Below are 20,141 nucleotides of genomic sequence, written 5' to 3'. Positions count from 1 at the left end.
CCCCTTGGATGATGCGTTGTGCGTGTAGCTACCGGTCAGCCGCGGCAATCCTGCGGAAGTTGGTTGTCGTCGATCTCGGAACTGCACTGCCAGGTGCCGGCATCCGCATCCAGATCCAGCCACAGCGCCTTGCCGTCGATCTTGGGCGAGCCAGGCGCATGCAGCAGGGCCTCGACGCCGCAGGCGCTGGTATCGAAGCGGCCGATCTGCACGCTGGCCAGCACGCCAGTGGCGTAGTGCTCGGGCGTCTGGAAGCCGGCGTCCCCATTCTCCGGGCAGCGGCCTTCGCGCGCGAGAAAGTCGGCGATCAGTGGCTTCAGTGGCGCCAATGCAGCAACTGCCGCGGTGACCTTGGCGCGGGTCTGATAGTCCTTGTAGGCCGGCAATGCGATCGCCGCGAGGATACCGAGTACGGCCACGATGACAAACATGCCAACCACCGCGCCCAGCACCAACAGCAGTGGCCATGCTGGCCCCTTGGCAGGCTGGCGCAGGTGCGGTGACGCAGGGTTGACCGGCGGGGCGCCCGCCGCAGCCTCAGGCAGTGGCGGCGGGGCCGCAGCAGCGTGCAGATCGGTAGAAACCGGCGGGCCGAGCGCATCGGCACAGGCGGCCAGCGGCAGCCACTGGTCCAGGCCTTCGCGCCAGACCAGCGTGTCCAGGGCAATCTGACGATCGCGATACAGGCCCAGCAGAACCTCGTCGGCCACCGGGCCACGCCGCTGGCGGTTGCCTTCGGCGTAATACCAACTGCTCATCCCCGTCCCCTCGCACGCACGTCCGTGGCGGCTTCAGCCCTCAGTGTACGGGTTCAGGCTCGTCCAGGAACATCTGGGTTTCCATCCAGGCATAGGCAGCTTCCGCGCCCGGCTGGTTGAACAACACCATCAGCACCACCCATTTGAGGTCGTCCAGATCCAGTTCGTCCTGGTCCAACGCCATGGCGCGGTCCAGCACCAACTCGCGCTGGTCGGCATCGAGAATGCGGTGCTGCTCGAGGAACAGCAGAAATCCACGGCAATCGACATCGAGCTTGTCCAGCTCCGGGCCGTGATAGATGCGCACGGGACCATCGACATGCGGACGCGCCACGCTGGGGCGCTGCTCGGAGAGCGCGTCCAGCCAGTCGAACGCCTTGCTGATTTCTGCGGGACTAAAGCCGGCCTGGATCAGGCCATTCTGAAGCGAGTCACGGTCACGGACCAGGTCCGCGTCTTCGCTGAAATAATGTTCAAACAGGTACAGCAGTACATCGAGAATGCTCTCTTTCATTGCCCCTCGGCCTGCGTCGCGCGACGCTGTGGAGGTGAAGAAACTAGGGATTGCGGGTATAGCGACCGTGCTCGGTGACCACGTCTCCCTCCAGTTCCATGATGAGCAGCATGGAGGACAGCGCGGCGGCCGTCAATCCGGTGCGTTCGACCAGGGAATCCATAGGGGTAGGGTCGTGGCCCAGTGCCTGCCACAAGCGCTGGTAGTCGGGGTCCGGGCGCGTGGAAGTGGTGGTGCGCGTCGTCCTGGGCACCTGAGTGGGGGCGGCCAGGCGCTCGCGCAAGGCGGTGGCCAACTCGCCCGACAGCAGTTGTAGTCCCTCGATGACCTGGGCCGGTTCCTGCGCCAGCGTTGCGCCCTGGCGGATCAGGTGGTGGCAGCCGCGCGCGAGCGGGTTGTGCAGCGAGCCGGGCAGGGCGAACACCTCGCGTCCGGCCTCGGCCGCCAGGCGCGCGGTGATCAGCGCGCCCGAGCGCATCGCCGCTTCGACCACCAAGGTGCCCAGCGCCAGCCCGGCAATGATCCGGTTGCGCGCCGGGAAATGCGCGGCCACCGGCCGGGTGCCGGGCAGGTATTCGCTGACCACCGCGCCGCGTGCGGCAATGCGATCGCGCAATGCCTGGTGATGCGCGGGGTAAGCCACGTCGGCACCGGTGCCGACCACCGCCACTGTGATGCCGTCAGTCTGGGCGAGCGCGGCGTCGTGTGCGATCGCATCCACGCCGGCGGCCATCCCGCTGATGATGCCAAGCCCTGCAGATGCCAGGCGCGATGCGAAGGCGCGGGTGTGGTCGCGTCCGCCGGCTGTGGCGGAGCGGCTGCCGACCACGGCCACGCCGGGATGCCAGAGTGCGTTGGGGTCGCCGTCCACGAACAGCGCCAGTGGCGGGTTGACGATGTGGCGTAGCAGCGCCGGGTAGTCCGGGTCTTGCCAGCCGATCAGGTGGTGGCCGGGCTGTTCGCACCAGCGCAGCGCCGCATCCAGCGCTTGCGGGTCGGGCGACTGCAGCCGTTCCGATTGCACGTCGTCGCAGCCGGCCGCGCGCCAGGCGCCGGGCCCGGCAGTCAGGATGTCGGACGGGCTGGCGTGGGCGCTCATCAGTGCGCGACGCGGTGGGCTGCGGCCGCCAGCCAGCAGCAATATCAGCAATGCGCGCGGATCGGGAGAAGTCAGAGCCATGTGCACAGCCTGGGCCGTAAACGACGACGGCGCCCTCAGGCGCCGTCGCGTTAGACCATCGGACTTTCCGATTACTGCGCGTCAGGATGCTTGACGAAGTAGCCCAGGCCGGTCGGTTTGACGCTTTCCATCACAAGCGCGTAGCTGACCTTGTCGAAGGTGCGGAACACCATCGCATGCGAGGCATATTCATCGGGCAGGCCGACGGTGGAGCTGGACGGGCCGCTGAAATCGTCATCGGTGCGTGAGAAGCGCGAATGCTTCACGCGGTCGCTGACGGTGCGGCCCTTGCGCCAGATCGAGAACACCGTGCCGTTGTTGATACCTTCGCGCGCGCCGCCGGAAATGGCGATCACGTCGCGGGTACCGCCAACGGTGAAGGCGTCGGCAATGGCCAGCACGCGCAGCTCGGTCTGCAGCGCCTGGTCGGACGGCGGATGCGGGATGAACTGCAGATCGTACGGCTGCGCTTCCACCGCAACGATGCGATCGCCGGCGCGCACTTCGCGGCCGCTGTCCTGCAACAGCAAGGTCGCCGCCTTGGAATTGCCGCCCGCCGCGCTGCGGGTGATGGTGCCGATGTTGACCTGGGTCAGCTCGTAGCCGAGGAATTCACGGCGCGTGCTCGGTGCCGCATAGAACTTCCACAGCGAACCCGACCCCGGAACCGTGTCGCCGGCGGCATCCAGGTCTTCATTAGGCTTGGGTAGGCTGAACTTCATGGTCGGACGCACCACTGCGAAGCGCTGGCCTGGCTTTGCGTCGTCCAGACCGACTACATAAGCGACCTGCTCGGCAGACGCGCGAAGGCGACCGCCTTCCAGGCCGACCACATAGGGCAGCTGGTCGAAGTCTTCGACCACGCGCAGGTTTTTCAGGAACGGCTCGACATCGGCCAGCGGAATCGCGTTGATCGGCGCTTCCTGGCGCGGGCCGGGCTGGATCGTGCCTTTCCCCACGCGGTCCAGGTAGGCCAGGCTGATCACGTCACCCGGATAGATCAGGTGCGGATTCTGGATCTGTGGATTGGCTTGCCAGATTTCCGGCCACAGCCATGGCTTTTGCAGAAAACGCCCAGCAATGTCCCAGAGGGTATCCCCCTTGCGGACCACATAGGTGTCTGGATGCTCGCCCACCGCTTGCGCGGCAGCGTAGGTCGCGGCGGTCAGCATCGCCGCAGCGACGACCGTACGAAGTCGGTTCAACATGAGTGCCTTCTTGCCTGATTCCCCAACAGGTCCGCGCACTATAGTCCAGAAACCGGGGCGCCACGCAAGCATTGCGCTAGAATGAGACCGTCTTGCCGGCGCCGCGCCGGTGTTCCCAGACGGGTAACCCCATGGCTTTGCTCCCTATTCTCGAATTTCCCGATCCGCGGCTGCGCACCAAGGCTGTGCCGGTCGATGCGGCCGAGGTCACCAGTCCGGCGTTCCAGACGCTGCTGGATGACATGTTCCAGACCATGTACGAGGCGCCCGGCATCGGCCTGGCTGCCAGTCAGGTGGATGTGCACAAGCGCTTCATGGTGATCGACGTCAGCGAGGAAAAAAACGCCCCGCAGGTGTTCATCAACCCGGAAATTGCCACCCGGCAGGGCGAGCAGGTGTATCAGGAAGGCTGCCTGTCGGTGCCGGGTATCTTTGCCGATGTCAGCCGCGCCGATGCGATTACCGTGCGCTACCTCGACCGTCAGGGGCAGGCCCATGAGCTGAGCACCGAGGGCCTGCTGGCAGTGTGCATCCAGCACGAGATGGACCATCTGGACGGCAAGCTGTTCGTGGACTACCTGTCCCCGCTCAAGCGCGAAATGGTGCGCAAGAAACTGGCCAAAATGCGCAAGCATGTGGCTTGACGGCGGGGATTGGGGGTTCGGGAGTGGGGATTGGCAAATGTGGTCCCCGTGCACGCGTTGATGCCGGTGTGCAGTCCGTTTGTTCAACAAGCCTGATTGACGGCGTCATGCATGGGGCGCGAGATCGTGTGTCTCTGCACAGATCTGGTTTGAAGCCCATTTCTGTCTAGGGACTGAGAGCACCAGCCAATCGCTGTTGCCACTGCCTAACCCCACCTCTCCAATCCCCACCCATCGGCCCGCCGATTCCGTTCGGCCGCAGCACCCGCCGTTGTCAATCCCCAATTCCAACTCCCACATCCCAGCCCTATGAGAATTGTCTTCGCCGGTACGCCGGACTTCGCTGTCGCTTCATTGCGCGCTGCTGCACAACGGCATGAAGTGGTGGCGGTCTACACCCAGCCGGATCGGCCAGCCGGCCGTGGCCGCGGGCTGACGCCGTCGCCGGTGAAGCTGGAGGCGATCGCGCGCGGCATTCCGGTTTATCAGCCGCAGACGCTGCGCTCGCCCGAGGCGCTGGCCACGCTGCGCGGGCTCAATGCCGATTTGATGGTGGTGGTGGCCTACGGGCTGATCCTGCCCAAGACGGTGCTGGCTGCGCCGACCCACGGCTGCTGGAATGTGCATGCCTCGCTGCTGCCGCGCTGGCGTGGCGCCGCGCCGATCCAGCGTGCGATCGAGGCCGGCGATACCGAAACCGGCGTGTGCCTGATGCAGATGGAAGCCGGTCTGGACACCGGCCCGGTGCTGTTGTCGCAACGCATCGAGATCGGTGAGCAGGAAACCGGCGGCCAGCTGCACGACCGCCTGGCCGCGCTGGGTGCGCAGGTGCTGTCCGATGGCCTGGGCTTGCTGCGTGCCGGCATTCGTCCGGTAGCGCAAGCGCAGCCGGACGAGGGTGTGACCTACGCGCACAAGCTGGATAAGGCGCAGGCGCGGCTGGACTGGGCGCAGCCGGCGCAGGAACTGGCGCGGCGCGTGCGTGCGTTCAATCCCTGGCCGGTGGCCGAAGCCACGCTGGCCGGCGAGCGGGTGCGTCTGCATGGCGCGGTTGCGCTCGAGTTGGCCCATCAACAGCCGCCGGGCACCCTGTTGGCCGCCAGCAAACAGGGCATCGACATCGCCTGCGGGCAGGGCGCGCTGCGGGTGCGCGTGTTGCAGCGTGAGGGCGGCAAGGCGATCACCGCCGCCGATTACCTCAACGCGCGTCGCGACCTGCCGGCGCTACGCTGATGGCCGCCGACACCGCGGCGGCCGGCGTCGCCTCACGGCTGGCGGCAGCGAAAGTGCTCACGGCCGTGTTCGACCAGGGCCGTTCGCTGAAGGCCGAACTGACCGCTGCGCTGCCTGGCATTGCCGATCCGCGCGATCGCGCGCTGGTGGAGGCGATCTGTTTTGCAGTGCTGCGGCGCCGCCCGGCCTACGACGTCGCCTTGCGGCAATGGCTGGAGCGGCCGCTGCCGCCGCGCGATGCCGAACTCAAGGCATTGTTGATGGCCGGCTTCGCCCAGCTCGACGTATTGCAACTGCCAGCGCACGCGGCGCTGTCTGCCACCGTGGAGGCGTGTCGCGCGCTGGGCCGGCCGCGCCAGGCCGGCATGGTCAACGCGATCCTGCGGCGTGCGCAGCGCGAAGGATTTCCGGCGGTCTCGGACGATGCCGGTTGGCCGTCGTGGTTGCGCAAGCAGCTGCGTGCCGATTGGGGCGAGCGGGCCGAAGCGATCTTCGTCGCAAGCGCGCAGATGGCGCCGATGTGGCTGCGCGTGCATCGCGGGCGCACCGATCCAGCCGCCTATGTGGCGCGGCTGGCAGAGGTGGGCATCTCCGCACAGACCGACACGGTGCTGCCTGATGCGCTGCGGTTGCACAGTGCGGTGCCGGTGAGCCAGTTGCCGGGCTTTGCCGAGGGCGATGTCTCGGTGCAGGACGGCTCTGCGCAGCAAGTGGCCGATGCGCTGACGCTGACACCGGCGGCGCGGGTACTCGATGCCTGCGCTGCGCCCGGTGGCAAGGCGGCGCATCTGCTGGAGCGTTACCCGCAGTTGCAGCTCACCGCGCTGGATGTGGATGCGCGCCGGCTGGAGCGCGTGCAACAGACGTTGCATCGCACCGTGCCGAACGCGCAGGTTGCGTTGCATGCGGCCGATGCTGCCGACCCGGCCGCCTGGTGGGACGGTCAGCCCTTCGATGCAGTACTGCTGGATGCGCCGTGTTCGGCCACCGGCGTGGTGCGTCGTCAGCCGGATGTGCTGCTGCACCGTCGCGCCGACGACATCGATGCGCTGTGCGCCCTGCAGGCGCGTCTGCTGCATGCGAGCTGGCGCACGTTGCGTCCGGGCGGCCAGCTGCTCTACACCACCTGCTCGCTGCTGGCGCGCGAGAACCAGGGGCAGGTCGAGGCCTTCCTGCAACGCACGCCGGATGCGCAGGCGCAGCCCTTGGGTGCGCAGTTCGGCCATGCGGCGGGCCCGGGACGTCAGCGGTTTCCTGGCGAGCAGCACTGCGACGGTTTCTTCTACGCGCTTTTGCTAAAAGCTTCCTGATCGCGCGCCGATGCCGGCGCTCCCTTTTCGCGTCCCATTGCCGCCCGCCATGCTCAAGACCCGTGCTTCAAAGGATTTCTGGTTGCTGGCCATCACCGCGGTGCTGGTGATCGGTGCCGGGCTGGGCCTGCGTGACCCCTGGCCGTCGGACGAGCCGCGTTTTGCGCTGGTCGCCAAGCAGATGGTGCTGAGCGGGGACTGGTTGTTCCCGCATCGCGGCAACGAGCTGTATTCGGACAAGCCGCCGATGCTGATGTGGCTGCAGGCGTTGTTCTACGCGCTGCTGGGCAATTGGCGGGTGGCGTTCCTGCTGCCGTCGCTGCTTGCGGCGCTGGGCACGCTGGCCTGTGTGTACGACCTGGGACGGCGGCTGTGGACCCGGCGGGTGGGGGTGTATGCCGCGTGGCTGCTGTTGTTCACCCTGCACTTCACCTTTCAGGCCAAGAAGGCGCAGATCGACCCGCTGGTGGTGTTCTGGATCACCCTGGCCAATTACGGGCTGCTGCGGCACCTGTTGCTGGGCCCGGCCTGGCGCTGGTGGACGCTGGGCTGGTTTGCCGCCGGGCTGGGTGTGATCACCAAGGGCGTGGGCATCATCGCGCTGCTGATGCTGATCCCGGCCGGCATTGCCGCCGCACGCGGTTGGCCGGGTGTGCGCGTGCATGTGCGCGACCGCCGCTTCTGGCTCGGGCCGCTGTTCTTCTTCGTGGCGATCGCGCTGTGGTTCGTGCCGATGATGGTCACCGCGCTCACCGCCGGCCAGCCCGAATACCGGGTGTATCTCAACGACATCCTGCTGCGCCAGACCGCCAAGCGCTATGCCAGTTCGTGGGATCACGCGCAGCCGATCTGGTACCACCTGCAAAGCATGGCCACGATGTGGATGCCGACCATCCTGCTGTTGCCGTGGGCGATTCCGGCGTGGCGGCGGCGGTTGCGCCGGCGCGATGCGCGCTATCTGCTGCCGTTGGCGTGGTGGCTGCTGGTGCTGGTGTTTTTCACCATCCCCAGCGGCAAGCGCGATGTCTACATCCTGCCGGCGTTGCCGATGTTCTGTCTGGCGCTGGCGCCGTTGGCCGCGGGCCTGCTGCGCCGGGTCGGGGTGCAGCGGGTGCTGTTCGGTTTTGCGCTGCTGCTGACTGTGGTCTTCGCCGCAGGCGGGGCGGCGATGCTGATCGGGCACCCCGGATTCGAGCAGAAGATCATGGACAGCCGCGGGGTCGGCAGCGAAGCCACCGACCCGCTGGGCTGGCTGCTGCTGGCGGTGGGTACCTGGGGCGTGGCGAGCCTGCTGCTGTTGCGCGTGCGCCGCTCCGCGCTGGCGGTGGTGTCGCTGCTGGGCGCGTGGTGGGTGGCGTTCGGGCTGGTCTGCTATCCGATCTTCAACGAGTCCAGTTCGGCCGGCGCGGTGATGCGCGAGGCCGGGCGCCGTATCGGCCCGGATGCCCAACTTGGCCTGGTGGCATGGAAGGAGCAGAACCTGCTGATGGCCGACCGCCCTGCGCAGACCTTCGGCTTCAAGGTGCCGTGGGAAGCACAGCTGCGACGCGGCGTGGCCTGGCAGGCCGAGCAACCGGGCCAGCGTTGGCTGATGGCGCAGGAGACGGCGCTGTTGGGCTGCGTGGACCGCAGCCGCAGCCAGCTGGTCGGTGTGGCCAATCGCCGGCGCTGGTGGCTGGTGCCGGGCGATGCGGTGCGCGGCGACTGCGTGGCCAACTCCACGGAGAAGGCGGTCGAAGCAAAGGAGCAGGGCAACCTGGACGTCGAATGAGCCCTTCACACGTGCATTCCAGGTCCTGCCTGCATCACGCCGCTGTATGGGCTGGCGATTGTCTAGCAGTCATTCATGCGCGACATCGTTAGCTTGGCCGGCGCCGCTGACGCGCGGTGCCTGTCCTGCCCCCTTTCGCCACCGATCTTTCGATGAATTCATTGCGTACCCAGCCCGCGTCGCTCCCGCAGTCCGTCCCCGCCGCATCGCGCGCGGGCGTGGGCATCGCCGAGCTGGGCGTGTTCACGCTGACCGCGCTGGTGGTGAGCATGCCCAGCGGGTTGGCGCCGTTCGGCCTGTGCCTGTTGCTTGGCTCTCTGGTCGGTTGGCGTAGCCTGCGGGCCGGCATCGCGGCGCGCAGCGGCGCGTTGCGCACGGTGGGATGGCTGACGGTGGTGGTGATCGCAATGTCGCTGCTGTCGATCGCCTTGTTCGAGCACGGCCTGCGCGATGTGGGCAATCGTTCGCGCTTTCTGGTGCTGCCCTGGGCGGCGCTGTGGGCCTATGCCTTGCAGCCGCGCCAGGTCTGGCTGTGGCGGGGCGCGCTGGCCGGCGTGGCCGCGGCCATGGCGATCGCGGTGCTGCAGGTGATGAAGGGTGCCGACCGTGCGGAAGGCTTTACCAACGCCATTGTGTTTGCCGACATCGCGATGATGTTGCTGGTAGTGGCAGCGTTTTGTCGTCCGGTTGGCGCGGTGCGCTGGCTGGTGGGCGCAGCGGTCGCAGCGGTGGTGGTGATCGTGCTCAGCGGCAGTCGCGGCGTGTGGCTGGCGTTGCTGGCCACCGTGGGCGTACTGGCCTGGGGCGCGCCGTGGCATAGCACGCGCATGCGGCTGCTGACCTTCGTCGGCGGTGCGGTGCTGGCAGTGGGCGTGGTTGCCAGCGTGCCTGCGTTGACCGACCAGATGCGCCTGGGCGAGTTGCAGAGCGATCTGCAGCGCTACGAAGTGGGCGACAGCGATTCGTCCGCCGGGGCCCGCATCGAGCGCCTGCATGTGGCCTGGGATACCGTGCGTGCGCATCCGCTGACCGGCGTCGGCGTGGGCCGATTCGACGATGCGATGCACGAGTTGCCTGTGTGCGCCGCGGATAACGCGTTGTTTCGCTGCCATCTAGGCCATGCGCACAACGATCTGGCCGAATGGGCCGCCACCCAGGGCGTGCCCGGGCTGTTGCTGCTGATTGCGGTCTATGGCGTGCCGCTATGGGTGTTTGTGCGCTTGCATCGGCGCAGCGGGCAGGTGCAGTTCCGCGGGCCGGCGGCGGCTGGGGTGATGATCGTGATCAGCTATGCGCTGTGCGGGTTGACCCAGTCGATGTTCGCGCACCAGGTGGCGGCGAGCTTCTACTCGGCAATGGTGGGCGTCCTGGTGGGCCTGGCCGCGCGTCAGGCGCAGCCGGCAATACCGAAGGTTGTCGGCAACGCGTAGCGAGCAGTGGTGAGTTGGAGACGCTTCGCGTGTGCGCAACCTGATCGGCTGAGAGCGGCCAACACGCATTCAAACATTGGCAAGCCGTCATGCGTCTGGCCACCCATGCGAAGCGATTCATCTGCGCGACGAGTCCGCGGCCACCGAGCGCATCGGTCGCGCTGCCTGGCGATGAGCGCAGCAGCCGTGTTGGCTGCGCTCAGTCGCTGCGTCCATCCGCGGCGCGCGGCGGGTCCTGTACCGGCTGGTTGTGCTGCAACAGCCACAGCATGATGGTCTTCTGGCGCACGTAGTTGGCGCGCACGTAGGCGTAGATCAACCCATGCCAGCCATCGCGAAACCCGCCGCGCAGCAGATAGCCGCGCCAGAAGCGCCAGGCCGGCGCCAACACCAGCTTGCTCCAGGTCGCGCGCTTGCCGCGGGCGTAATCGTGCTCGGCCATCATCTGTGCGTAGCGCTGGGTCTTGGCCAGCTGCTGCATCAGCGACCGGTAGGGGTAGTGGATCAGGTCGCCGCGCAAGGTGACCACGGCACCATCGACGCTGGCCGCTTCGTGGATCTCGCGCTTGCCGCGCCAGCCGCCACGGCGTCGGTCGAACAGGCGCAGCACGCGGTCCGGATATGCATTGCCATGGCGCAAGAAGCGGCCGAAGTACTCGGAGAGCCGCGCAAACCGGTAGCCGGCCGCGTCGGCAAAGCCGGCATCGCGCGCGGCCAGGATCGCTGCACGCAAGCTGTCGCTGATGCGTTCGTCCGCATCCAGGCACAGCACCCAGTCGTGGCTGGCTTGCGCCACGCAATACGCCTTCTGGCTGCGGTAGCCATCGAAGGCGCGTTGCAGCACGCGCGCGCCATGCGCGTTGGCAATGGCAGCAGTGGCGTCGGTGGAACCGGAGTCCACCACCACGATCTCATCGCAGAACGCCAGCGAGGTCAGGCAGTCGCATAGGCGATCGGCCTCGTTGAACGCGATAATGCAGGCGCTAATGCGAGGCCGTTCGTCGGGTGCGGTCGAAGAGGACATGTGATGGCCGATTACCTGCTGTTCGCAACGGAGCGTTACGCGTTGCCTATTCTGGCGCCATTGGCGCAGGCATTACAGGCCCGCGGCGACACCGTTGCTGCCTGGTACGAAGGCGGCGCGCGTGGGCTGGTGCTGCCGGGCGTGCGCGAAGTGGGGTTGCGCGAGGCGCTGGCCCTGCGTCCGCGTGCAGTGTTCAGTGCGGCCAACTGGGTGCCGCTGTTTATCTCCGGCGCCAAGGTGCAGCTCTTCCATGGCTTCAATGTGCAAAAGCGCGAGGACAATCGCGGCCACTTTCGCGTGCGCGGCTTGTTCGATCTGTATTGCACGCAAGGCCCGGCCACCACTGCGCCGTTTCGTGCTCTGGCGGCGCGCGAAGGTCATTTTGCGGTGGTGGAAACCGGCTGGCCCAAGCTCGATCCGGTGTTCCGCGATGACGGCGGGCACAGCGCCGCGCTGCGTGCGTCCGCCAACGGACGGCCGGTGATCCTGTTCGGTTCCACCTTTACCGAGCGGCTGAGCGCGGCACCTGTGCTGTATGAGGAAATCGCCGCCGATATCGCGCGCGGTGCGCACTACTGGCTGCTCACCTTGCATCCCAAATGCGCGCCGGAATTATTCGACCGCTATCGCGCATTGGCCGGTGCCAATGCGCGGTTCGTCGAGCCCGAAGAGGTTGTGGCGGCGCAGCGCGCGGCCGATGTGCTGGTCTCCGATACCTCATCGATCGTCTCCGAGTTTGTGGTGCAGCACAAACCGGTGGTGACCTTCCGCAACCGCGTGCCGCAGCCGCATATGCTGGATTTTCTGCAGCCGCAACAGCTGCCGCAGCAGCTGGCGCGCGCGCTGGCGCCGGATGCCGAACTGCGCAATGCGCTGACCAGCTATGCCGATGCGATCCATCCGTATCGCGATGGCAGATCGTCGGAACGCGTGATCGCCGCCACCGAAGAGTTCATCGCTGGCAAGCTCGGCACGCTGCGACGCAAGCCGCTGGGCGCCCTGTGGCGTGGCCTGCAGATTCGGCGTGAACTCGGCTATTGGGGTCCGGCGCAGCGCTGATCGTCGATCGTGGGCGATCTCCCTGCCGACCAGCCACGCTGGTCCAATCACCAATCACCAATCACCAATCACCAGCGCAGCTTACGCCGTGCCAGCGCGGCGCCCAGTTGCGTTTGCAGCGCCTGCGCCTGCGCCAATGGCACAAAGCGCAGGCGCAGCGCCGGGCCGGTGGTGCTGGCACCTGCGGTGTCCAGCCACAGCGTGGCAGTGCCGGTCAGGCGATCCAGCGGCGAGCGTTGCAGCTGCAGCGCCTGCAGCTTGTCCAGCTCGGCCAGCCGCCACCAGCGCTTCCACCAGCCGCCGCGCACCGCCACATAGCGCGCGTCCACCGCATAGCCCATGCGCTGCACCTGACGATGCGCCTTGAAGGCGCTCCACGGCAGCCACAGCAGCAACCACGCGGCCTGACTGCCGAACTGCCACGCCAGCCCGGCCACCAGCGGCAGCAGCATCAGCAGCGTCGGCAGACTCAGCCGCCACCAGCAGTGCGTGGCGATTGCCTGCCACTGCGCCGGCGGCCAGGCAATGTCGGGCAGCAGACGCTGCAGCAAGGCATCGCACCGCTGCGGTTCGGCGATCGGCGCCAGCTCCTTCAATGCGCTGTCGTGGTTGTCGCCGGCGCTGGTCACGGCGGTGTCCACGCGCAGCTGGCGGCGGCCGAACAGGCGATGCAGGCGGCTTTCGTACACCGTCCACGACTGGATCCGCCGTAGCGCCACGCTGCTGCGGATACGTGTCAGCAGGCCGCGCTCCACGGTGAGGCGCCGCTCCGATTCGCTGAGATGAAAGCCGTGGTACTGCGCCACGGCCAGGGCTACCGACAGCGCGCGCATGGCCAGCAGCACCGCCGCGACGGCAATCGTCACCAGAATCGTGGTGACGGCCGCACCCGGATGGACCTGGTTGACGTAGCGGTACGCAAGCTCGCCATTGGTCTCGATGAAGTTGGACGCCACGCGGCGCGGAATCATCTGATAGATCACGCCGAAGCTGGCGGCGACCACCACCATGCCGCGGTTGGAAATCAGGCCCAGCCGGATCACTTCTCCCATCGGCAGGCGCAACAAGGTGGTGCGGTCGTCGGTCTGCACAACCGCCGCATCGGCGTGGTGGGCGCGGCGCCGTATCAGATCTTCCAGCGCCAGCGCCTGATCCAGTCGCAGTACGCGCATTTCCGCTTCGGGCTTGTGTCCGCCGGCCGATTCCAGCCGCACTTCCGCCACGCCGGCCAGCCGATGCAGCAGCGATTGATGCACCACCACGTTGTGAATGCGGGCAAATGGAATGTCGCGCCGGCTGCGCTCCAGCAGGCCACTGCGGATCGCCACGCTGTCTTGCCCGATGCGATAGCGATAGGTGAAGTAACGCAACACCGAAATCGCCACCAGCACGGCGATCACTACGGCGGTGGCGATGTGGTCGGCAAAATCGCGGCTGCCGTCGCGGCTGCCGAACACGACCAAAGCGACCAACGGAATCAGGAACTGGCGAATCTGCTGCAGCAGCACGAACACCCACGACAGCGGATGCAGGCGCTGCTCGTCGTGGCCGGGGTGTTCGATGGCATTCACAGCGCGTCGTCGTGGTGATCGAGCTGGCGGGCGAGGCGGTCGCGCAGATGCTCGGCATCGGCCTGATCCAGCCCGGACAGCGCCACCGCATTAAGTCGGCTGCCGGCGGTGTGCACCACCAGCGTCGTCAGGTGTGTGGCGCGTTCGATCGGGCCGCGGCGTAGATCCACGTGCTGCACGCGCGAGATCGGCACGCGGGTGTCGCTCTGCCACAGGTGCCCGCGTTGCAGCGCCAAGCCATGCTGGTCGAGTTTCCACAGCGTGAGCCGGTGCCGTTTGACTGCCAGCCATGCGCACAGCATCGCCAGCACCAGCGTCACCCCCAGCACCGCCGGCCAGTAGTGCCAGGCATGCAGCGCAGTGACGGCGACACCGGCCGCGATCAGGCCGGCACAGCCACCGCCAAGTGCGCCATTGACCGCGGCCACGTAGGCGCCACGGCGTGGCAACTGCTGCCAGTGCGCGTGGTCCACCGGCGGCGTCTCGGCAGGCGCGGCGCGGACCAGGATGTCGGGGTGCGGCGGTGGAGCGTCGTGCACGAGGCGGGCCTGCAGAAGCGGTGCGCAAGCATAGCCGGGTGCCCGGTCAGGGCGCATCCGCTCTGGCCTTGGCTTGCGAGGAACTGGGTAGGACGGCTGACAGACGCCGTCGCAGTGCTCGGGCAAACACGTTCGGTGGTCGAGATTGCTCTTAGAGCGGCTAAGGAGACGTAGCGAGCAGTCGTCAGGTGGGAGTGGACGGCGCGCTCAAAACCGGTGTGTACGCGTGGTCCATGCCGCACCGAGCATCGGCCGCGCCCGCCCGGTGGCTGCGCAGTCGTTTTGTTAGGCGATCTTATCAGTGCGCGCGTTTGCGCTACACGGCGGGGATCGCAGACCGACACCCACGCCGATGGCGCCCAGCGATGGAGATCGAACACGCAACATTGATCAGGCAGAGGCCAACAGTGGGCACGCATCAGGCGCCGATGGCCGGATGCATCGGCCCCGGCACGCACCGCCTGCGTGCCAGCGGCACCGATCAGGCAGCCCTGCTGCCCGCGCTTATTGCGCAGCCAGAATCAGCGCATCCACATCCAGCGCATGGCCAGCGCGCGCGGCCTTGGTGCGCAGATATTGCTCGTTTTCAGGGGTGATATCGCCGGTGATCGGGATGCGATCTTCGACAGCGATCCCGGCGGCGCGCAGCCGCTCGGCCTTGGCCGGGTTGTTGGTCAGCAGACGGATACGGCCGATGCCCAGGCCGCGCAACATCGCCACCGCGCTGCCGTAGCGGCGCTCGTCCGGGCCGAAGCCCAGCTGCGCATCGGCGTCGATGGTGTCCAGGCCTGCATGCTGATAGCCGTAGGCGCGCATTTTGGCGGCGATGCCGGTGCCGCGGCCTTCCTGATCCAGATACAGCAGCACACCGCCGCCGAGATCCTTCAACTTGGCCAGGCCGTGCCGCAGCTGGTCGCCGCAGTCGCACTTGAGCGAGCCGAACAGATCGCCGGTGAGGCACGACGAGTGCACGCGCACCGGTACCGCGCCCGACAGGTCGGGCTGGCCGACCACGATCGCCACCTGGTCGCGCTGCGCGACGCCGCCGCGGAACACCACAAATTCGCTCATGCCCAGGCCGCGCAATGGCACCGGCGTGCGGGTGACGAGCTCAAAGCCGGCCGCGGCCGATTTGGCGCAGCCACTGCTCAAATCGTCCAGGCTCAGCGATTGGCATCCGGCAAAGGCGGCGTGGGCGTGCACGTCGCGCAGCTCCACGGCCAGCAGGGCCGGCAGCAGCAATCCCAGCCGCGCGATCTCCACCCCGCCGGCATCCAGCGCATCGCCCGCCGCCCACTGCGCCGGCACCGGGGTGTCGCGCAGATAGGCCAGTGCGGCGAGTTGGTCGTAGCTGTAGTCGGCCAGGGCCACGCGTGCGCCCTGCGGCGCAGTCAGCCCCAAGACCTGGGCGCGGGTCGGCGTGACGAACAGATAGTGACGGCCCTGCGCGGCACGTGCGAACGCGGCATACGACTGCGCCGTGCTGCTGTCCAACGCCAATACCGCACGCGCCTGCCCGTCGGCGGCGGTCAACAGCACCGGCCGGCCGGCGCGCAACTCGGACGCGGCGCGCTCGCAGCGGATGGCTGCCGGATCGCCGAAGGCCTGTGCGCTGGGGGAGGGGACGGGGCTGCTCATGCACGACTCCAGATGGGGATTGCCACGGCCGCTTCAAGGCGGACGCCGCCGCGCCAGTGCCGGCCGCATGCCGCCATTGTCGCGTGGTTCGCAACTGCCGGCTGCCACCATCGGGGGGAACGCTGCATCCAGTGGCTGCGATTGAGTGACAGCACAGGCGCCGATTGGTTGTGCGCCGCGCGCATTGTTCAGCGCCCGGCAATGCTTTCTAATTCAACGACTCCTCAGCTCAGCGGATCCCATGCGCCTTATCGACTGCAGTGAGTCGCGTCACGCCAGCGCGATCCTGGACATCTTCAACGAGGCCATCGCCAACTCGACCGCATTGTACGACTACCGGCCGCGCCTGCCGGAGAGCATGGTCGGCTGGTTCGCCACCAAGCGCGCGGGCGGATTTCCGGTGATCGGTGTCGAAGATGCCGAGGGCACGCTGATGGGTTTTGCCAGCTACGGCACCTTTCGCGCCTGGCCGGCGTTCAAGTACAGCGTCGAGCATTCGATCTATGTGCACCAGGACCATCGTGGCAAAGGCCTAGGGCGGGTGTTGCTGCAGGCGCTGATCGCTGCCGCTGAAGAGCGTGGCGTGCATGTGCTGGTCGGTGGCATCGATGCCAGCAACCAGGCCAGCATCGCGTTGCACGAACAGTCCGGCTTTACCCATGCCGGCACCGTGCGCGAGGCCGGCTTCAAGTTCGGGCGCTGGCTGGATCTGGCGTTTTATCAACGTCTTCTGGCGACCCCTGCAGACCCGCACGACGATTGAATGCGCTCAACCCAGGCTGCCGCGCTCGATCAGGCGGGCGCGGCGCGGCGATCAATGCGGATGCCGTTCGGTCGCATACGGGTTGGCCTCGCCGCTGCCGGGCGGGCGCAGCGTGTAGCGCTTGTAGGTCCACTGATACTGCGCCGGGTCGCGCCGGGCGATCTGTTCGATGCCGGCATTGAGTGCGCTGGCGGCACGCACGGGGTCGGGGTCGGCCACTGCCGGGTCGGCCGGTTGCACGTGCAGGGCGAACTGCAGGTCCCCGCCAGCGCGCTCGCACCAGCCGTACAGCACCGTAGCGCCGGTGCGCTCGGCCAGCCGGTTGACCAGGGTCATGGTCAAGGCCGGAATGCCGAAGAACGGCGCGAACACGCCATCGCCCATCTTCGGCTGCTGGTCGGGCAGGATGCCGACCGCGCCGCCGTCCTTGAGGACTTTGAACAACTGCCGCACCGCCGGGCCTTCGGCACGCACCTGGCGCACGTTGTCGCCGCCGCGTGCCAGCTGCAGAAACCCATCCACTGCCTCCGACTCGGGCGGCCGGTACACGATGGCGATCGGCCCGCGCTCGGACAGCCACTGGTTGAGCAGCTCCCAGTTGCCGAAGTGCGGCGCCGCCACGATCACGCCACGCCCGGACGCCAGCGCCGCGTCGTAGAGCTCTTGCCCATTGCGATGCAGGCGCGCCAGGTTGTCGGCTGGCGGGCGGGTCCAGGTGCGCAGCACTTCCAGCGTCTGGCGCGCGGTCGATTGCAGGATTTGCGCATGCAGCTGCGCGCGTTGGGCGGCGGGTAATTCCGGGTAGGCCAGTTCCAGGTTGCGGCGTGCCACGCGGGCTTCGCGCGCGTTGAGCTTGCGCCAGCTCCAGGCCAGCGCGTCGGCCATGCGTTTGAGCAACGGCCACGGCAGGCGGCCCACGGCGGCGGCGGCGGTATAGAGCAGTCTGGCGCGGACATCGGGTTTCATCCATACAATTCTAAACAGCGCAGCCGGCGAAGGCCCGCGCGTGACAGTGCCGGTCGTGCTGGGCATGCTGCGCGACACAGTTTGCTGCCCGAGAAGGCCGATGCTTGCACTGATCCAACGCGTTACCCGGGCCTCGGTCAGTGTCGACGGCCGGGTCGTCGGGCACATCGGTTCCGGGTTGCTGGCGCTGATTGGCGTGGAGCCGGGCGATAGCGATGCGCAGATCCGGCGGCTGGCCGAGCGCCTGCTCAGCTACCGGGTGTTCGGCGACGACGCCGGCAAGATGAATCGCTCACTCACCGATACCGCCGGCGGTCTGCTGCTGGTCAGCCAGTTCACCCTGGCCGCTGACACTAGCTCAGGCAACCGTCCTGGCTTCAGTACCGCCGCGCCGCCTCAGGAGGCTGAACGGGCGTTCAATCAATTAGTGGCGATCTGCCGCGAAAACCACCACGCCGGGGTGGAAACCGGGCAATTCGGTGCCCATATGGTTGTCGACCTGGTCAATGACGGCCCGGTGACCTTCCTTCTCAGACCCTAGCCAGCGCAGTTCTACCAGCGGTCCCGTCTTGATTCCGGCAGACCGGGCTTCACGCTGGTATAATGCTAGGTTCTCTTTCCAATCTCAAAGCCGGTGGCGCGAGCACTCATGGCCAACGAACGTCCTGCCCAGCAATCCGACATCAAGCTACTGATCAGCAAGGGCCTGGAACAGGGCTATCTGACCTACGCCGAAGTCAATGACCATCTGCCCGACGACCTCGTCGACCCGGAGCAGATTGAAGACATCATCAGCATGATCAACGGCATGGGCATCGATGTCCATGAAGTTGCCCCCGATGCCGAAACCCTGCTGCTCAACGATGGCAACACCGGCAACCGCGAGGTTGACGACACTGCCGCCGAAGAAGCCGCCGCAGCGCTGACCGCGCTCGATACCGAAGGTGGCCGTACCACCGACCCGGTGCGCATGTACATGCGCGAAATGGGCACGGTCGAGTTGCTGACCCGCGAAGGCGAAATCGCCATCGCCAAGCGCATCGAAGAAGGCCTGAGCCAGGTCCAGGCAGCACTGGGCGTGTTCCCGCTGTCGACCGAAATGCTGCTCGCCGATTACGAAGCGCACAAGGAAGGCAAGAAGCGTCTGGCCGAGATCGTGGTCGGCTTCAACGACCTGATCGAAGAAGCCGACGCCGCCGCCGCTGCACTGGCCGCCGCCGGCCCGGTTGCCGTGGACGAAGACGCGGTCGATGAAGACGACGACGAAGACGGCGATGACGACGCTGCCGAAGAAGAGGCCGGCCCGACCGGTCCGGACCCGGTGGAAGTCGCCACGCGCATGGAGAACCTGGCCAACGAATACGCCAAGTTCAAGAAGATCTATGCCAAGAACGGCGCCGAGCACAAGCTGGTGGTCAAGGCGCGCGAAGACATGGCCGCCATCTTCACCACGCTCAAGCTGCCGCTGCCGCTGACCGACGCGCTGGTCACCCAGCTGCGTGGCGTGGTCAACGGCATCAAGGACCACGAGCGCAAGGTGCTGCACCTGGCTACCACCGTGGCGCGCATGCCGCGCAAGGACTTCATCCGCTCCTGGGAAGGCAATCAGACCAACCTGGAATGGGTGGAAGACGCACTCAAGCGCAAGCAGAAGTGGTCGTCCGCGCTGCGCGACGTCAAGGACCAGATCGTGTCCGAGCAGCAGGGCTCGATCGAGATGGAAAAGGCCAACTACCTGACCCTGGGCGAGATCAAGGAGATCAGCCGTGCGATGGCTTATGGCGAAGCCAAGGCGCGCAAGGCCAAGAAGGAAATGGTCGAGGCCAATCTGCGCCTGGTCATCTCCATCGCCAAGAAGTACACCAACCGCGGCCTGCAGTTCCTGGACCTGATCCAGGAAGGCAACATCGGCCTGATGAAGGCCGTGGACAAGTTCGAATACCGTCGCGGTTACAAGTTCTCCACGTACGCGACGTGGTGGATCCGTCAGGCCATCACCCGCTCGATCGCCGATCAGGCGCGCACCATCCGTATTCCGGTGCACATGATCGAAACGATCAACAAGTTGAACCGCATTTCCCGTCAGATGCTCCAGCAGTTCGGCCGCGAGGCCACGCCGGAGGAACTGGCCAAGGAAATGGACATGCCGGAAGACAAGATCCGCAAGGTGATGAAAATCGCCAAGGAGCCGATCTCGATGGAAACCCCGATCGGCGACGACGAGGATTCGCACCTGGGCGACTTCATCGAGGACACCAATGTGGAGTCCCCGATCGACAACACCACCAACATCAATCTCTCCGAGACGGTACGGGACGTATTGGCCGGCCTGACCCCGCGCGAAGCGAAGGTGTTGCGGATGCGCTTCGGGATCGACATGAACACCGATCACACGCTGGAAGAAGTCGGCAAGCAATTCGACGTCACCCGCGAGCGGATCCGTCAGATAGAAGCCAAGGCGTTGCGCAAGCTGCGTCACCCCAGCCGCTCGGAACAGTTGCGCTCGTTCCTGGACATCGACTGACCTCACGTC

The 20,141-nt window shown here is 66.8% G+C and carries 18 protein-coding genes and 1 other RNA gene; 9 read left to right on the top strand and 10 right to left on the bottom strand.

Annotation, left to right across the window (positions count from 1 at the left end; genetic code table 11):
* Positions 1-35 precede the first annotated feature (35 nt).
* The 4 genes from ACCQ06_RS20220 to ACCQ06_RS20205 form a co-directional block, all read right to left on the bottom strand.
* Complete coding sequence (locus ACCQ06_RS20220; RefSeq protein WP_228324662.1) at positions 36-758, bottom strand: pilin; 723 nt, start codon at positions 756-758, stop codon at positions 36-38.
* A 40-nt stretch (positions 759-798) separates the two neighbouring features.
* Positions 799-1,272 (bottom strand): DUF494 family protein, encoded by a 474-nt coding sequence (locus ACCQ06_RS20215; protein ID WP_003484452.1) that lies wholly within the window; start codon positions 1,270-1,272, stop codon positions 799-801.
* Positions 1,273-1,315: 43 nt separating this feature from the next.
* Positions 1,316-2,452 (bottom strand): DNA-processing protein DprA, encoded by a 1,137-nt coding sequence (gene dprA / locus ACCQ06_RS20210; protein ID WP_316688895.1) that lies wholly within the window; start codon positions 2,450-2,452, stop codon positions 1,316-1,318.
* A 71-nt stretch (positions 2,453-2,523) separates the two neighbouring features.
* Positions 2,524-3,660 (bottom strand): LysM peptidoglycan-binding domain-containing protein, encoded by a 1,137-nt coding sequence (locus tag ACCQ06_RS20205; protein ID WP_316688894.1) that lies wholly within the window; start codon positions 3,658-3,660, stop codon positions 2,524-2,526.
* Positions 3,661-3,791: 131 nt separating this feature from the next.
* Between ACCQ06_RS20205 and def the strand changes: the two genes are divergently transcribed.
* From def to ACCQ06_RS20180, 5 genes are all read left to right on the top strand, one after another.
* Positions 3,792-4,304 carry a peptide deformylase gene (gene def, locus ACCQ06_RS20200; protein ID WP_104615704.1) on the top strand — a complete coding sequence of 171 codons (513 nt, stop codon included), beginning with the start codon at positions 3,792-3,794 and terminating at the stop codon, positions 4,302-4,304.
* Positions 4,305-4,613: 309 nt separating this feature from the next.
* Complete coding sequence (gene fmt / locus ACCQ06_RS20195; RefSeq protein WP_228324659.1) at positions 4,614-5,537, top strand: methionyl-tRNA formyltransferase; 924 nt, start codon at positions 4,614-4,616, stop codon at positions 5,535-5,537.
* Positions 5,537-6,847, top strand: coding sequence for a 16S rRNA (cytosine(967)-C(5))-methyltransferase RsmB (gene rsmB, locus ACCQ06_RS20190; protein ID WP_228324658.1), 1,311 nt, complete (start codon positions 5,537-5,539; stop codon positions 6,845-6,847). The genes fmt and rsmB overlap by 1 nt, the downstream gene beginning before the upstream one ends.
* A gap of 49 nt (positions 6,848-6,896) precedes the next feature.
* Positions 6,897-8,618 carry an ArnT family glycosyltransferase gene (locus ACCQ06_RS20185; protein ID WP_228324657.1) on the top strand — a complete coding sequence of 574 codons (1,722 nt, stop codon included), beginning with the start codon at positions 6,897-6,899 and terminating at the stop codon, positions 8,616-8,618.
* Between the two features lie 152 nt (positions 8,619-8,770).
* Positions 8,771-10,048: an O-antigen ligase family protein gene (locus tag ACCQ06_RS20180; RefSeq protein ID WP_104615700.1), complete on the top strand. Its 1,278-nt coding sequence runs from the start codon at positions 8,771-8,773 to the stop codon at positions 10,046-10,048.
* Positions 10,049-10,247: 199 nt separating this feature from the next.
* Here the strand turns inward: ACCQ06_RS20180 and ACCQ06_RS20175 are convergent, their stop codons facing one another.
* Positions 10,248-11,072, bottom strand: coding sequence for a glycosyltransferase family 2 protein (locus ACCQ06_RS20175; RefSeq protein ID WP_104615699.1), 825 nt, complete (start codon positions 11,070-11,072; stop codon positions 10,248-10,250).
* Between ACCQ06_RS20175 and ACCQ06_RS20170 the strand changes: the two genes are divergently transcribed.
* Positions 11,073-12,131 carry a CDP-glycerol glycerophosphotransferase family protein gene (locus tag ACCQ06_RS20170; protein ID WP_316688893.1) on the top strand — a complete coding sequence of 353 codons (1,059 nt, stop codon included), beginning with the start codon at positions 11,073-11,075 and terminating at the stop codon, positions 12,129-12,131.
* A gap of 68 nt (positions 12,132-12,199) precedes the next feature.
* Here ACCQ06_RS20170 and ACCQ06_RS20165 read toward each other — a convergent pair whose 3' ends face one another.
* The 4 genes from ACCQ06_RS20165 to ribA all read right to left on the bottom strand — a co-directional run bounded on the left by ACCQ06_RS20165 (position 12,200) and on the right by ribA (position 15,879).
* On the bottom strand, positions 12,200-13,702 hold the full coding sequence (locus tag ACCQ06_RS20165; protein WP_316688892.1) for a PH domain-containing protein: 1,503 nt from the start codon (positions 13,700-13,702) through the stop codon (positions 12,200-12,202).
* A complete protein-coding gene (locus ACCQ06_RS20160) occupies positions 13,699-14,175 on the bottom strand; it encodes a PH domain-containing protein (RefSeq protein WP_316692705.1) in 477 nt (158 codons plus the stop codon). Before ACCQ06_RS20160 ends, ACCQ06_RS20165 begins: the two co-directional genes overlap by 4 nt.
* Positions 14,176-14,399: 224 nt before the next feature.
* Positions 14,400-14,476, bottom strand: a non-coding RNA gene (locus ACCQ06_RS20155) — sX9 sRNA.
* Between the two features lie 269 nt (positions 14,477-14,745).
* Positions 14,746-15,879: a GTP cyclohydrolase II RibA gene (gene ribA, locus ACCQ06_RS20150; protein ID WP_311239046.1), complete on the bottom strand. Its 1,134-nt coding sequence runs from the start codon at positions 15,877-15,879 to the stop codon at positions 14,746-14,748.
* Positions 15,880-16,120: 241 nt separating this feature from the next.
* Between ribA and ACCQ06_RS20145 the strand changes: the two genes are divergently transcribed.
* Positions 16,121-16,642: a GNAT family N-acetyltransferase gene (locus ACCQ06_RS20145; RefSeq protein ID WP_316688891.1), complete on the top strand. Its 522-nt coding sequence runs from the start codon at positions 16,121-16,123 to the stop codon at positions 16,640-16,642.
* A gap of 51 nt (positions 16,643-16,693) precedes the next feature.
* Here the strand turns inward: ACCQ06_RS20145 and ACCQ06_RS20140 are convergent, their stop codons facing one another.
* Entirely contained in the window at positions 16,694-17,710 is a 1,017-nt protein-coding gene (locus ACCQ06_RS20140; RefSeq protein WP_316692704.1) for a lauroyl acyltransferase, read from the bottom strand.
* Here ACCQ06_RS20140 and dtd point away from each other — a divergent pair.
* Both dtd and rpoD read left to right on the top strand, forming a co-directional pair.
* Entirely contained in the window at positions 17,709-18,149 is a 441-nt protein-coding gene (dtd, locus tag ACCQ06_RS20135) for a D-aminoacyl-tRNA deacylase (protein WP_316688890.1), read from the top strand. The two genes, ACCQ06_RS20140 and dtd, sit on opposite strands and share 2 nt — an antisense overlap.
* A 108-nt stretch (positions 18,150-18,257) precedes the next feature.
* Positions 18,258-20,132, top strand: a complete 1,875-nt coding sequence (gene rpoD, locus ACCQ06_RS20130; RefSeq protein WP_016902493.1) for an RNA polymerase sigma factor RpoD — start codon at positions 18,258-18,260, stop codon at positions 20,130-20,132.
* Positions 20,133-20,141: the final 9 nt, after the last annotated feature.

Source organism: Xanthomonas sp. NCPPB 4467 (genome assembly GCF_041475665.2).
Taxonomy (GTDB): Bacteria; Pseudomonadota; Gammaproteobacteria; order Xanthomonadales; family Xanthomonadaceae; genus Xanthomonas; species Xanthomonas dyei.
This window is presented reverse-complemented; position numbering and strand designations above follow the sequence as displayed.